We start from the raw sequence: 13,031 nt of genomic DNA on the forward strand, positions 1-13,031 counted from the left end.
ATGCAATACATCACCCGCCCCCTGCTGTCCCTGCTGCTGCCCCTGCTGCTGGCCCTGGCCAGCGGCCTGGGCCAGGCGCAGACCCGTGTTGAGATCAAGGACGACCTCGGCCAGACCACGCACTGGAGCCAGCCGCCCCTGCGCATCATCACCCTGCTGCCCTCGCTGACCGAAACCGTCTGCGAGCTTGGCGCCTGCGACAGGCTGGTCGGCGTGGACCGTTATTCCAACCACCCGGCCGCGGTCAACAAGCTGCCCAAGCTGGGCGGCCTGGACGATACCCAGGTCGAGACCATCGTTGCGCTCAAGCCCGATGTGGTGCTGCTGGCGCCCTCCTCGCGCGTCACCGAGCGCCTGCGCAGCCTGGGCCTGACCGTCATCACGCTGGAGGCCAAGTCCTACGCCGATGTGCAGCGGGTGCTGGCCAAGATCGGCGCCCTGCTGCAGGTCAAGGACGCGCAGGCCGTCTGGCGCCGCATCGACGCCCTGGTCAGCGCCGCCGCCCAAAGCCTGCCCGCCCAGGCACGCGGCAGCCTGGTCTATTACGAGGTCGACCGCTCGCCCTATGCCGCCGGCCCGGTCTCCTTCATGGGTGAGACCATGGCCCGCCTGGGCCTGCGCAACATCATCAAGCCCGAGATGGGCCCCTTTCCCAAGATCAGCCCCGAGTACGTGGTGCGCGCCAATCCGCAGCTGATCATGATAGGCAAGCGCAATGCCGACGGCCTGTTCCAGCGCCCCGGCTGGGAGCGCATCCCCGCCATCCTTGACAAGCGCGTCTGCGTCTTCGATGCCTTGCAAAGCGATGTGCTGGCCCGCCCCGGCCCGCGCATGGGCGAGGCCGCGCAAATCATGGCGCAATGCCTGCGCCAGCATTACGGCCAGCAACACGCCAAGCCATGAGCGGCAAGGCCCCCGCACGCTCCTGGTCGGCCTGGCCCCTGCTGGCCGGCCTGCTGCTGGCCAGCGGCCTGGCCCTGGCCATGGGCGTGGCCGTGGGCAGCACCGGCTTTGCGCTGGACTGGTCGGCCGCCGACCCCATGCAGGCGCAAATCCTCTGGCAGATCCGCCTGCCGCGCTCGGCCGGCGCCTGGCTGGCCGGCGCCCTGCTGGGCCTGGCCGGGGCCATCACCCAGGGCCTGTTCCGCAACCCCCTGGCCGACCCCTATCTGCTGGGCAGCGCCGCCGGCGCGCGCTTAGGCGTAGCGCTGAGCCTGGCCGTTCTGGGCGGCACGCCCATGGGCATGCAGTGGCTGGAACGCCTGGGCCTGACCGGCGCCGCCTTTCTCGGCACCCTGGCCGGCGTCAGCCTGGCCCTGACCATGGCCAAGGGCGTGGAGCACAGCTTGCGCCTGCTGCTGGCCGGCGTGGTGGTGGGCGTGGTGCTGGGCGCCATCACCGACTTGATCACCCTGGCCCAGCCCGACACCCTGCGCACCATGCAGGCCTTTGTGCTGGGAACCACCAGCTTTCTGGGCTGGCCCAGCATCGTCTTGATGGGCGGCGTGCTGCTGCTCAGCCTGGCCGTGGCCCTGGGCGCCAGCGAGGCGCTCGATGCCCTGACCCTGGGCGAGGCCACGGCCCAGTCGCTGGGCGTGCGCTTGGGCGCGGTGCGCCTGCTGCTGATCTGCGCCTTCGCCCTGGCCACCGGCACCGCCGTGGCCCAGACCGGCATGATCGCCTTCGTCGGCCTGGTGGCACCGCATCTGGTGCGCAATCTCTGCCGGGGCTCGCACCGCCAATTGCTGCTGCTCTCGGCCTGCGCCGGCGGCCTGCTGCTGCTGGCGGCCGACATCCTCTCGCGCTGGCTGATGGCGCCGCAGGAGCTGCCGGTGGGCGTGATCACCGCCATCCTGGGCGGTGGCTATCTGCTGCGCCTGATGCACAAGCGCAGATACGGAGGCCGCGCATGAGCAAGAACAAGCAGCCCGCCTTGGCCTGCCAGGACCTCAGCGCCAGCCTGCAAGGCCAGCCGGTGCTGCACCGGCTCACACTGGCGCTGCCACCCGGCCGCTGGACCGCCATCGTCGGCCCCAATGGCGCCGGCAAGTCCACGCTGCTGCGCGCCCTGGCCGGCCTGATTCCCAGCCTCGGCAGCATCGAGCTGCTGGGCCGCCCCCTGGCCGACTGGCCGCGCAAGGCGCGCGCCCGCGAGCTGGCCTGGCTGGGCCAGAACGAAAGCAGCGGCGACGAGCTGAGCGCCGAGGACGTGGTCATGCTGGGCCGCCTGCCGCACCGCGCCTGGCTGGCGCCGCCAAACAGCGCCGACCGGGCCGCCGTGCAGCAGGCCATGGCCCAGACCCAGAGCTGGGACTGGCGCCAGCGCCCGCTGGGCCAGCTCTCCGGCGGCGAGCGCCAGCGCGTGCTGCTGGCCCGCGCCCTGGCGGTGCAGGCCAAGGTCTTGCTGATGGACGAACCGCTGGCCCATCTGGACCCACCGCACCAGGCCGATTGGCTGCAGCTGGTGCGCGGCCTGGCCGACGCCGGCGTGGCCGTGGTCAGCGTGCTGCACGAGCTGAACATGGCTTTGCAGGCCGACGGACTGCTCATCATGCAGGCCGGCCGCCTGCTCTGCCACGGCGCCCCCGGCGAGGCCGAGACCCGCCGCAGCCTGCAACAAGTCTTCGACGGACGCCTGCATCTGCTGCAGGTGCAGGGCCAGTGGCTGGCCTTGCCGACGACAGCAGAGCCGCCAATCTGCAACGTTAGCAATGTCCTACCCCTCAAACAAAAAAACGATTGAAGCGCTTCATCAATCAAGCACCATGCCGCTGAACACCGCCTCCACCCTCTGCCCCGCCGTGCTGATCAGCGCGCCCTCCTCGGGCTCGGGCAAGACCAGCGTCACCGCGGCCATCGCCCGCTGGCATCGCCATCAAGGCCAGCGCGTGCGCGTGTTCAAGACCGGGCCCGACTACCTCGACCCCATGGTGCTGGAGCGTGCCAGCGGCCACCCGGTCTACCAGCTGGACCTGTTCATGGGCGGCCTGGCCCATTGCCGCGCCCTGCTGGCCGCGGCCGCTGCCGAGGCCGACCTGATCCTGGTCGAAGGCGTGATGGGCTTGTTCGACGGCCAGCCCAGCAGCGCCGACCTGGCCGCCGCCTTCGGCCTGCCGGTGCTGGCCGTGATCGACGCCGCCAGCATGGCCCAGACCTTTGCCGCCATCGCCACCGGCCTGCAGCGCTACCGCAGCGACATCACGCTCTGCGGCGTGGTGGCCAACCGCATCGGCAGCCCCGGCCACGGCCAGATGGTGGCCCAAGGCCTGCCGGCCGATCTGCCCCTGGCCGCCGCCCTGCCGCGCCGACCCGAGCTGAGCCTGCCCGAGCGCCATCTGGGCCTGGTCCAGGCCATGGAACTGCCCGAGCTGGACGGCCAGTTGGACGCCTGGGCCCAGGCCTGGGGCGAGGCCTTGCGGCCCGAATTCGAATGGCCGCGGGTGCGCTTAGCTCTGAGCGAGCCGCTCTGGCCCGCGGGCGAGCTGCCGCCGCAAGCCCTGGCCGGCCTGCGCATCGCCGTCGCCCAGGACGCCTGCTTCTCCTTCATCTACACGGCCAATCTGGACTGCTTGCGCGCGCTCGGGGCCGAGGTGCTCAGCTTCTCGCCGCTGCAGGGTCAGGTCTTGCCCGAATGCGATGCGCTCTGGCTGCCCGGCGGCTACCCCGAGCTGCACGCGCCGGCCCTGGCCGCCCACCCCAGCTTCTTCGCCTCGCTGCGCGCGCATCTGGCGAGCAACAAGCCCCTGCTGGCCGAATGCGGCGGCATGCTCTGCCTGCTGGACAGCCTGGCCGATGCCCAGGCTCAGGTTCACCCCATGGCCGGCCTGATGCCCGGCCAGGCACGCATGCAAAAGCGCCTGGCCGCCCTGGGCTTGCAGGCCCTGGACTGGCCCGAGGGCCCGCTGCGCGGCCACAGCTTCCATCACTCGACGATGGAAACCCCGCTGCAGCCCCAGGCCCTGGCCAGCAATCCCAATGCCAAGACCGGCAGCCGCGCGGCCGAGCCGCTCTACATCCAGGGCTCGCTACGTGCCACTTATGTGCACCATTACTTCCCCTCCAACCCGGTGGCCGTGGCGCGCTTTTTTTCCGGCCGGTCGCAATGAGCCTGGACGCCCAGCACCAGTTCAGCGCCGCCGAGCGCGACACCATCTACGCCAATATCGCGCTGCGCCGCGACATCCGCCACTTCGTGCCCGGCGGCCGGGTCGAGGAGGCGCAGCTGCAACGCATGCTTAACGCCGCCCACCAGGCGCCCTCGGTCGGCCTGATGCAGCCCTGGCGCTTTATGCGCTTGCGCAACACGCAGCGCCGTGCGCAGATCCAGGCCCTGGTCGAGCTGGAACGCCAGCGCACGGCCGCCGCCCTCGACGCGCGCGCGGCGGAGTTTCTGCGCCTCAAGGTCGAGGGCATTGCCGACTGCGCCGAGCTGCTGCTGGTCAGCTTGGCCGCCGACGACGGCACGGTGTTCGGCCGCCGCAGCATGCCGCGCGAGATGGCGCTGTGTTCGGCCGCCTGCGCGGTGCAAAACCTCTGGCTGGCGGCGCGGGCCGAAAACTTGGGGCTGGGCTGGGTCTCGATGTTCGAACCCCAGGCCCTGGCCGAGCTGCTGCATTTGCCCGCCGGCTCCATGCCGCTAGGCCTGCTCTGCCTGGGGCCGGTCGCCACTTTTTACGAGCGTCCCATGCTGGATGAGCTGGGCTGGCGCCAAGCCCGCCCGCTCGCCGACATGCTGATGGACGAGCCCCCCTGCCAAGAGGACTGAAGCATGGAAATCGAAAAACCTCCCGTCGACCGCGAACGCATCATCCCCACGGCCGAGCGCCGCGGCCTCATCCTCGTCCACACCGGCGACGGCAAGGGCAAGAGCACGGCCGCCTTCGGCCTGGCCTTGCGCGCCCATGGCCGCGGCAAGGCGGTCAAGATCTACCAATTCATGAAGGTGCCCAGCGCCCGCTTTGGCGAGCACCGCGTGTTCGAGCAGTTAGGCGTGCCCATCGAGGGCCTGGGCGACGGCTTCAGCTGGAAGAGCAAGGACCTGGAACACAGCGCCCAGCTGGCCCGCGAGGGCTGGGCGCGTGCCGAGGCGACGATTCGCGCCGGCGAGCATTTCCTGGTCGTGCTGGACGAGATCATGTACCCGCTGCGCTACGGCTGGCTGCCGCTGGAACCGGTGCTGCAAGCCCTGCGCGAGCGCCCCGCCCATGTGCATGTGGTGCTGACCGGGCGTAACGCGCCGGCCGAGCTGATTGAGCTGGCCGATACCGTCACCGAGATGGCCTTGGTCAAACACCATTTCAAGGCCGGTGTGCCGGCGCAGCGAGGGATTGAAGATTGATCATGGCACTGCTGTGGCCGCTGGCCTTTGCCTTCGCCCTGCTGATCGATCGCCTCTGCGGCGAGCCGCCCACCTGGGCGCATCCGGTCGTGGCCATGGGCCGCTATCTGGGCCTGTTCTCCAAGCGCCTGCTGGGGCTGGCGCCCAGGCCGGCCTTTGCGCTGGGCGCCCTGGCTTGGGTATTGGGCGCCCTGCTGGTGGGCGGACTGGCCCTGCTGCTGGAGTCCCTGCTGATCCTGGGCCTGGCGCCCTGGAGCGCCTGGCCGCGCCTGTTGCTGTGCGCCGCGCTGCTGGGCCTGCTGCTCAAGCCCTTGCTGGCCTGGCGCATGCTGGCCGATGAGGTGCTGGCGGTGGAGCAGGCCCTGCAGGAATCGCTGGAGGCCGGCCGGCTGCAACTGGCCCGTCTGGTCAGCCGCGACACCTCGGGCCTGAGCGCCGAGCAGGTGCGCGAGGCCGCCATCGAGACCCTGGCCGAGAACCTCAACGACTCGGTCGTCGCCCCCTTGTTCTGGGCCATGCTGGCCGGCCTGCCGGGCGCGGCCATCTACCGCTTCGCCAACACGGCGGACGCCATGTGGGGCTATCGCGGTGAGTGGGAATGGGCGGGTAAATGGGCGGCGCGGGCGGACGATGTGCTGTCCTGGATTCCGGCGCGCATCACCGGGCTGGCGATGGCCAGCTGGCGGCTGGACGCCTTGCTGCGTCTTTGCATCGAGGCCCTGCGCACGCCCTCGCCGAATAGCGGCTGGCCCATGGCCGCCATGGCCTTGCGCCTGGGCCTGCGCCTGGGCAAGCCCGGCGTCTACCAGCTCAACGCCACCGGTCGCGCCCCGCTGCCGCAAGACCTGCCGGCCGCGCTGGCGATTGCCCGGCGCGGTCTGCTGGGCTCGGCCTTTGTGCTGGCGGCCCTGGCGGGCTGGCTGCGCTTGCAACCATGAATGTCCACGGCGGCAGCGATGCGGGGCCCACGCCGGCCCATGATTTCTCCAGCAATGCCAGCCCCCTGGGCCCGCCACCCGAGCTGTTGCGGGCCGTGCTGGCCGCCGACAGAAGCCGTTACCCCGACCCGGCCTACACGGCCTTGCGCGAGCATCTGGGCGCCGATCTGGCCGTGGCGGCCGAGCGGGTGCTTCCCTGCTCAGGCGGGGCCGAGGCGATACGGCGGCTGAGCCTGGCCGCCTTGCTGAGCGGCATCCGCGAGGTCTGGGTGCCGCAACCCGGCTTTGGCGACTATGCCGCCGCCGCCCAGGCCCTGGGCCTGAACCTGCAGCGCTACCGCAGCGTGGCCGAGTTATGCAGCGGCCTCGGGCCAGCCCGCGCCCTGGTCTGGGTCTGCGAGCCCTGCAACCCCAGCGGCAGCAGCCTGAGCGCGGCCGATTGGCAAGACCTGAGCCTGGCCCTTGAGCGCAGCGCCGCTGTGCTGGCCATAGACCTGGCCTACGACAGCCTGCGCCTGGACAGCCACAGCGCCCTGCCCGCCGCGCTGCAGCAGCGGGCCTGGCGCCTGCATTGCCCCAACAAGGTGCTGGGCCTGACGGGGGTGCGCGCGGCCTGCCTGCTGGCGCCGCAAGCCAGCGGCGCCTTGCTGCTGCACGCCCAGGCCCTGGCGCCCAGCTGGGTTTTGTCCAGCGAGGGCTGCGAGCTGCTGCGGGCCTGGCGCAGCCGGGAATCCGCTGAATATTTGCGTCAGGTCCAGGAAACCTTGCGCGGCTGGCGCGACACTCAGCGCCTGCTGCTGGCCGATTTGGGCTGGCAGCAACAGGGTAGCTGCAGCAATTTCTGGCTGGCCCGCCCGCCCGCGGCGGTGCAGGTGAGCGATTTGCTGCCGGCCCTGCGCCGGCGCGGCATCAAGCTGCGCGACGCCAGCAGCTTCGGCCTCCTTGGCTGGCTGAGGCTGTCCACACAAAACAAGGCATCGCAGGCCGCGCTGAAACAGGCTTTGGAGGAATTGCAGAGATGAACATCCCAGCCCCCTGGCGGCGTCCGGCGTTCGCGAAGAAACATGGAATTCAATTTCAACCACAGAGACACAGAGACACAGAGGTCATTCCATTGAGTTCCTGGTATTCCTCTGTGTTTTTCTCTGTGTCTCTGTGTCTCTGTGGTCGTCTTTCGGAGTTTTGTTTCTCATGAGCAACACAAGAGCCAAGGCCGTGATGGTGCTGGGCACGACCAGCGGCGCGGGCAAGAGCTGGCTGGCCACGGCCCTGTGCCGCTGGTATGCCCGCCAAGGCCTCAAGGTCGCACCCTTCAAGGCGCAGAACATGAGCAATAACGCCCGCGTCGTGCCTGGCCTGAACGGGGCCATGGGCGAGATCGGCTCGGCCCAATACTTCCAGGCCCTGGCCGCGCGCTGCACGCCCGAGGTGCGCATGAACCCGGTGCTGCTCAAGCCCGAGCGCGACACGGCCTCGCAAGTCGTCGTGCTGGGCGAGGTGGACGAAGCCCTGAGCCGCGCGCCCTGGCGCGAGCGCAGCGAGCTGCTGTGGCAGCGCGCCCGCCCGGCCCTGCACGAGCTGATGGCCGAGCACGATGTGCTGGTGATCGAGGGCGCGGGCTCGCCGGCCGAGATCAATCTGCACAGCAGCGATTACGTCAATATGCGCACCGCCCTGGAGGCGCAAGCCGCCTGCCTGCTGGTCACCGACATCGACCGCGGCGGCGCTTTTGCCCACCTCTACGGCACCCACCAGCTGCTGCCCGCGCACGAGCGGGCGCTGATCCGCGGTTATGTCCTGAACCGCTTCCGCGGCGATGCCAGCCTCTTGGCCCCCGGGCCCGAGCAGCTGCAGCAGCTCACCGGCGTGCCCACCGTGGCCGTGCTGCCCATGTGGCGCGGCCATGGCCTGCCGGAGGAAGACGGGGTGTTTGACGACGGCGTCAGCGGCAGCAGCCGCGGCCTGAAGGTCGCCATCGTGGCCTACCCGCGCCTGTCCAATCTGGACGAATTCCAGCCCCTGCGCAGCCTGCCCCATGTGCGCCTGAGCTGGGTGCGCGAGCCGGCCGGCCTGGAGGGCGTGGACCTCATCATCCTGCCCGGCTCCAAGGCGGTGGCGGCCGATCTGGCCTGGTTGCGCGCGCAGAAGCTGGATCAGGCCATCGCCCTGCATGCGGCGGCCGGCAAGCAGGTGCTGGGCATCTGCGGCGGCCTGCAGATGCTGGGCGAAAGCCTGCTCGACCCGCACGGCCTGGACGGCAATGCGCCGGGCCTGGGCCTGCTGCCCCTGGTCACCCAGTTCGAGCGCGACAAGCTCTTGCGCCCCGCGCAGCTGCGCTTTGCCGGCCTGCAAGCCCCCTGGGCCGGCCTCGATGGCCTGCAGGCCCGTGGTTATGAGATCCACCACGGCCGTACCGTCCAGCACCCCAGCCTGGCCGCGGCCACGCCGGCTGTTGTCAGCGATAGCGGCGAGGTGGTGGGCTGGCAGGCGGGCCCGGTGCTGGGCTGTTATGCCCACGGACTGTTCGAAGACGGCGCCGTCATGCAAGCCCTGTTCGGCGCCCAAGCGCCCAGCCTCGACGGTGTGTTCGATGGCCTGGCCGACTATGTGGGCCAGCACTTCGCGCCCGGCGTGCTCGCCGGGCTCTTGAATGAATAAGCAAGGAACTGACAGGAAACTCTCCATGCCCTCCCCCATGCAAGATCTGATCCCCCACATCCCTTCCCTGCACAGCGAGCCCCTGGCCGCGGCCCTGCAGCAGCGCATCGCCAACAAGACCAAACCGCTGGGCTCGCTGGGCCGGCTGGAGGACTTGATGCTGCGCCTGGGCCTGATCCTGGGCAGCGAGACGCCCGAGCTGCACCAGCCCCAGATGATGGTGTTCGCCGGCGACCATGGCCTGGTGGCCCAGGGCGTCTCGGCCTACCCCAGCGATGTGACCTGGCAGATGGTAGAAAACTTTCTGGCCGGCGGCGCGGCGGTGTCCGTGCTGGCCCGCCAGCATGGCCTGGACCTGGTGGTGGTGGACGCCGGCGTGGCCCACGACTTCGCCCCGCGCAAGGGCCTGATCATCGCCAAGATCGCCCACGGCACCCAGGATGCCAGCCGCCAGCCGGCGATGAGCGTGGAGCAATGCGCCACCGCCATCAACGAGGGCAAGGCCTTGCTGCGCCAGCGCCCCGGCAATGTGCTGCTGCTGGGCGAGATGGGCATAGGCAATACCTCCAGCGCGGCCCTGCTGCTGGCCCGCCTGGCAGGCCAGCCGGTGGCCGGCTGCACCGGCCGCGGCACCGGCCTGGACGACGCCGGCCTGACCCGCAAGATCGGCGTGCTGCAGGCCGTGCTGCAGCGTCATGCCGAGGCCAGCGAGCCCTTGCAGGCCCTGGCCGCCTTCGGCGGCTTCGAGATCGCGATGATGGTGGGCGCGGTGCTGCAGGCGGCGCTGGAGCGCCGCGTCATCGTGGTGGACGGCTTCATCACCAGCAGCGCCGTGCTGGTGGCCTCCCGCCTGCAGCCGGCGGTGCTGGAGCGCTGCGTGTTTGCCCATCGCTCGCAGGAGCAAGGCCATGCCTTGATGCTGCAGGCCTGCGGCGGCGCCACGCCCCTGCTGGACCTGGGCCTGCGCCTGGGTGAAGGCTCGGGCGCGGCCCTGGCCTGGCCCCTGCTCGACTCGGCTTGTCGCATCCTGCACGAAATGGCCAGCTTTGCGTCGGCCGGTGTCAGCGAGAAACAAGCCGGCTGAATCCCCTGGTCACATAATCAGCTCGTCAACAGCGGGGCCTTGCGATGACCGACTTGGTATTTGCGGACGAAGAGGACGAGGACGCCGCCGCGGCAGCGGCGGCGCTGGATCCCTGGGTGGTGCTGATCGTCGACGACGATGTGGCCGTGCACCAGGTGACCCAGCTGGTGATGGCGGACTTTGAATTCGCCGGCCGCCGCCTGCTCTTCCTCGACGCCTACAGCGCCGCTGAGGCGCGGAGCCTGCTGCAGGCCCGCCGCGATGTGGCTCTGATCCTGCTGGACGTGGTGATGGAGTCCGAGCATGCGGGCCTGGAACTGGCGCGTTATATCCGCGAAGAGCTGGACAACCACCATGTGCGCATCGTGCTGCGCACCGGCCAGCCCGGCCAGGCGCCGGAAGAGCATGTCATCAAGAGCTATGACATCAACGACTACAAGGAAAAGACCGAGCTGACCAAGCGCAAGCTGATCACGGTTTTCTACGCCGCCCTGCGCTCCTACCGCGACATCATGATCATCGAGCAGTCGCGCCAGGCGCTGCGCCGCTCCATCGATGCCATCACCCGCGTCTACGACTCACAGAACCTGCGCCGCTTCGCCTCCGCCGTGCTGGAGCAGGTGGCCTATCTGCTGGGCTATGAGGCCCAGGGCCTGTGCGCCAGCCGGGTGGCGGCTTATGCCGCCTCGCATGCCGAGGGGCGGCTGAAGATACTGGCCGCCACGCCCGAGTATTCGCGCATGCTGGTGGACGAGGAGATCGGCACCCTGCCCCCGCGGGTCTGCGCCGCGCTGGACCGCGCCCTGCTCGAACAGCAGGGCAATTCGGACCCCCAGCATTTCGTCGGTTATTACCGCAGCAGCTCGGGCAATGAGACCTTGCTGTATATGGAATTCGCCGAGCTGATCGACGAGCAGGCGCGCGAGCTGCTGGAGATCTTCTGCGCCAATGTGGCCATCACCTACGAGAGCCTGCTGCTGCGCGAGGAGATCCAGGACACCCAGCGCTCCACCGTCTACATCATCGGCGAGGCGGTGGAGCGCCGCTCCTTGGAGCCCGGCCAGCATGTGCGCCGGGTCGGCGAGATCGCCGCCCTGCTGGCCGAGGCCAGCGGCATGCGCGAGGCCGATGTGGAGTTTCTGCGCCTGGCCGCGCCCCTGCACGATGTGGGCAAGATCGCCATCGCCGACCAGATACTGGGCAAACCGGGCAAGCTCGACGAGCAGGAATGGGCCAGCGTGCAAACCCATGCCCGCGTGGGTTTCGAGCTGCTGCGCAAGTCCGACAAGCGCATCCTGCAACTGGGCGCCATCATCGCCCACGAACACCATGAGCGCTGGGACGGCCAGGGCTATCCGCGCGGCCTGGCGGCTGAGCAGATCCATCTCGCCGGCCGCATCGTCGCCGTGGCCGATGTGCTGGACACCTTGCTGAGCCGGCGCTGCTACAAAGAGGCCTGGCGCTTCGAGGACGCCATCGCCTATCTGAGCGCGCAGGCCGGCACCCAGTTCGACCCCACGCTGATCCAGCATCTGCTGGCGCGGCTGGAGGCGGTCAAGGACATCTACCGGCGTTTTCCTGATGCCTGAATGCAAGGCGGGGCAGTGCAGTAGAGTGCCGCCTGCCCTTCTTGCTCCCGCCCCCATGCGCCCCTTGCTGCACGAACTCCGCCTCTTCTTCACCGCCCTGCAGTTCTTCACCCGCTGCCCCGTGCCCGCCTGGGTGGGTTATCGGCCCGCATGGCTGCAGCAGTGCGCGCGCTACTTCCCGGTCGTGGGCACGGTGGTCGGGGCCTGGGCCGCGCTGGTGATGTGGGGCGCCTCCTGGATCTGGCCGGCCGGCATCTGCGCGGGTTTGAGCATGGCCGCCAGCGTCTGGCTGACCGGCGGCTTCCACGAGGACGGCTGGGCCGATAGCTGCGACGGCCTGGGCGGCGCGGTCAGCCGCGAAAAAGCGCTGACCATCATGAAGGACTCGCGCATCGGCAGCTATGGCGCCCTGGGCCTGATCCTGATGCTGGGCCTGAAGGCCGCCTGCCTGGTGGCCTTGCTGGACTTCCACCCCGATCTGGCCCTGCTGGCCACGCTCTGGACCCATAGCGCCTCGCGCGCCGCGCCCCTGGCCCTGATGCACAAGCTCGGCTACGCCGGGGACGCCGAACATGCCAAGGCCAAGCCCCTGGCCACCCAGGCCGGCGGCGGCAGCCTGGTCTTCGCCCTGCTCTGGGTGCTGGCCCTGAGCGGGCTGATTGCCTGGATCCAGCCCAATCTGGTACCCAGCTTATGCGCCGCCTGGCTGGCCATGACCCTGGTGACCCTGGGCCTGCAGGGCTTGCTGGAGCGCCGCCTGGGCGGCTATACCGGCGACACCCTGGGTGCCAGCCAGCAGCTGGCCGAGCTTGCCGGCCTGCTGGCCTTTGCGGGCCTGATCAATGTCTTCTGAGCCCGGCCTCTGGGTCTGGCGCCACCCGCGGCCCGAGGGCGCCGCGGGCTTGTGCGTCGGCGCCGGCTGCGATCTGCCCGTGCATTGGCGCCGCAGCAAACGCCTGGCCCGGCGCATCCAGGCCCTGGCCCGGCGCGAGCGCCTGCCACAGCGGGTGCTCTGCTCGCCGCTGCGGCGCTGCGCCGATGTGGGCGCCTGGCTGCAACGCTGGGGCTGGCAGTTAGTGCTGGACCCGGCCTTGCGCGAGCTGGACTTCGGCGCCTGGGAGGGCCGGCCCTGGCAAACGATCGCCAAGGCGCAGATCGATGCCTGGGTGCAGGACTTCGCGGCCTATGCCCCGGGCGGCGGCGAATCGCTGCAAGCCCTGCTGGCACGGGCCGGCGACTGGCGGCCGCCCGCGGGCGCGCATCTCGTCGTCAGCCATGGCGGCTGGATGCTGGCGCGCCAATGGCGGGCTCGGCAGGGCGAGCGCAGCCCCTGCGCCGCCGACTGGCCCAAGCCGCCTGCTTACGCCGAGGTTTGGCGGATACAGGCCGGGGCTTGCAGTAATATCGTGCCAGCGCCGAACTGA

The 13,031-nt window shown here is 69.9% G+C and carries 13 protein-coding genes; all 13 read left to right on the forward strand.

Translation table 11 applies throughout. From position 1 onward, the window contains the following. The 13 genes from HNP55_RS21495 (at position 1) to HNP55_RS21555 (ending at position 13,031) form a co-directional block, all read left to right on the forward strand. Positions 1-903 carry an ABC transporter substrate-binding protein gene (locus HNP55_RS21495; RefSeq protein WP_184304047.1) on the forward strand — a complete coding sequence of 301 codons (903 nt, stop codon included), beginning with the start codon at positions 1-3 and terminating at the stop codon, positions 901-903. After that, on the forward strand, positions 900-1,913 hold the full coding sequence (locus HNP55_RS21500) for a FecCD family ABC transporter permease (protein WP_184304048.1): 1,014 nt from the start codon (positions 900-902) through the stop codon (positions 1,911-1,913). The genes HNP55_RS21495 and HNP55_RS21500 overlap by 4 nt, the downstream gene beginning before the upstream one ends. Continuing rightward, entirely contained in the window at positions 1,910-2,743 is an 834-nt protein-coding gene (locus tag HNP55_RS21505) for an ABC transporter ATP-binding protein (RefSeq protein ID WP_184304049.1), read from the forward strand. Before HNP55_RS21500 ends, HNP55_RS21505 begins: the two co-directional genes overlap by 4 nt. 22 nt (positions 2,744-2,765) lie before the next feature. Beyond that, the gene (locus HNP55_RS21510) at positions 2,766-4,106 is read left to right on the forward strand and encodes a cobyrinate a,c-diamide synthase (protein WP_184304050.1); all 1,341 of its coding nucleotides are present in this window, start codon (positions 2,766-2,768) and stop codon (positions 4,104-4,106) included. Beyond that, positions 4,103-4,765, forward strand: coding sequence for a 5,6-dimethylbenzimidazole synthase (gene bluB / locus HNP55_RS21515; RefSeq protein ID WP_184304051.1), 663 nt, complete (start codon positions 4,103-4,105; stop codon positions 4,763-4,765). The genes HNP55_RS21510 and bluB overlap by 4 nt, the downstream gene beginning before the upstream one ends. A 3-nt stretch (positions 4,766-4,768) precedes the next feature. After that, complete coding sequence (gene cobO / locus HNP55_RS21520) at positions 4,769-5,338, forward strand: cob(I)yrinic acid a,c-diamide adenosyltransferase (RefSeq protein ID WP_184304052.1); 570 nt, start codon at positions 4,769-4,771, stop codon at positions 5,336-5,338. A gap of 2 nt (positions 5,339-5,340) precedes the next feature. Then, on the forward strand, positions 5,341-6,276 hold the full coding sequence (cbiB, locus tag HNP55_RS21525) for an adenosylcobinamide-phosphate synthase CbiB (protein WP_184304053.1): 936 nt from the start codon (positions 5,341-5,343) through the stop codon (positions 6,274-6,276). Then, positions 6,273-7,298: an aminotransferase class I/II-fold pyridoxal phosphate-dependent enzyme gene (locus tag HNP55_RS21530; RefSeq protein ID WP_184304054.1), complete on the forward strand. Its 1,026-nt coding sequence runs from the start codon at positions 6,273-6,275 to the stop codon at positions 7,296-7,298. Before cbiB ends, HNP55_RS21530 begins: the two co-directional genes overlap by 4 nt. A 169-nt stretch (positions 7,299-7,467) precedes the next feature. Further along, the gene (locus HNP55_RS21535) at positions 7,468-8,934 is read left to right on the forward strand and encodes a cobyric acid synthase (RefSeq protein WP_184304055.1); all 1,467 of its coding nucleotides are present in this window, start codon (positions 7,468-7,470) and stop codon (positions 8,932-8,934) included. Between the two features lie 25 nt (positions 8,935-8,959). Beyond that, the gene (gene cobT, locus HNP55_RS21540) at positions 8,960-10,018 is read left to right on the forward strand and encodes a nicotinate-nucleotide--dimethylbenzimidazole phosphoribosyltransferase (RefSeq protein WP_246448575.1); all 1,059 of its coding nucleotides are present in this window, start codon (positions 8,960-8,962) and stop codon (positions 10,016-10,018) included. Between the two features lie 44 nt (positions 10,019-10,062). Next, positions 10,063-11,607 (forward strand): response regulator, encoded by a 1,545-nt coding sequence (locus HNP55_RS21545; RefSeq protein ID WP_184304058.1) that lies wholly within the window; start codon positions 10,063-10,065, stop codon positions 11,605-11,607. Between the two features lie 55 nt (positions 11,608-11,662). Next, positions 11,663-12,460 (forward strand): adenosylcobinamide-GDP ribazoletransferase, encoded by a 798-nt coding sequence (locus HNP55_RS21550; protein WP_184304060.1) that lies wholly within the window; start codon positions 11,663-11,665, stop codon positions 12,458-12,460. After that, entirely contained in the window at positions 12,450-13,031 is a 582-nt protein-coding gene (locus HNP55_RS21555; protein ID WP_184304062.1) for a histidine phosphatase family protein, read from the forward strand. Before HNP55_RS21550 ends, HNP55_RS21555 begins: the two co-directional genes overlap by 11 nt.

Source organism: Roseateles oligotrophus (assembly GCF_014204525.1).
GTDB classification, from domain to species: Bacteria; Pseudomonadota; Gammaproteobacteria; order Burkholderiales; family Burkholderiaceae_C; genus Paucibacter_A; species Paucibacter_A oligotrophus_A.

Coding starts and splice junctions, on each gene's coding strand:
- HNP55_RS21495 (WP_184304047.1), top strand. CDS start 1: ATGCAATACATCACCCGCCCCCTGCTGTCCCTGCTGCTGCCCCTGCTG.
- HNP55_RS21500 (WP_184304048.1), top strand. CDS start 900: ATGAGCGGCAAGGCCCCCGCACGCTCCTGGTCGGCCTGGCCCCTGCTG.
- HNP55_RS21505 (WP_184304049.1), top strand. CDS start 1,910: ATGAGCAAGAACAAGCAGCCCGCCTTGGCCTGCCAGGACCTCAGCGCC.
- HNP55_RS21510 (WP_184304050.1), top strand. CDS start 2,766: ATGCCGCTGAACACCGCCTCCACCCTCTGCCCCGCCGTGCTGATCAGC.
- bluB (WP_184304051.1), top strand. CDS start 4,103: ATGAGCCTGGACGCCCAGCACCAGTTCAGCGCCGCCGAGCGCGACACC.
- cobO (WP_184304052.1), top strand. CDS start 4,769: ATGGAAATCGAAAAACCTCCCGTCGACCGCGAACGCATCATCCCCACG.
- cbiB (WP_184304053.1), top strand. CDS start 5,341: ATGGCACTGCTGTGGCCGCTGGCCTTTGCCTTCGCCCTGCTGATCGAT.
- HNP55_RS21530 (WP_184304054.1), top strand. CDS start 6,273: ATGAATGTCCACGGCGGCAGCGATGCGGGGCCCACGCCGGCCCATGAT.
- HNP55_RS21535 (WP_184304055.1), top strand. CDS start 7,468: ATGAGCAACACAAGAGCCAAGGCCGTGATGGTGCTGGGCACGACCAGC.
- cobT (WP_246448575.1), top strand. CDS start 8,960: ATGCCCTCCCCCATGCAAGATCTGATCCCCCACATCCCTTCCCTGCAC.
- HNP55_RS21545 (WP_184304058.1), top strand. CDS start 10,063: ATGACCGACTTGGTATTTGCGGACGAAGAGGACGAGGACGCCGCCGCG.
- HNP55_RS21550 (WP_184304060.1), top strand. CDS start 11,663: ATGCGCCCCTTGCTGCACGAACTCCGCCTCTTCTTCACCGCCCTGCAG.
- HNP55_RS21555 (WP_184304062.1), top strand. CDS start 12,450: ATGTCTTCTGAGCCCGGCCTCTGGGTCTGGCGCCACCCGCGGCCCGAG.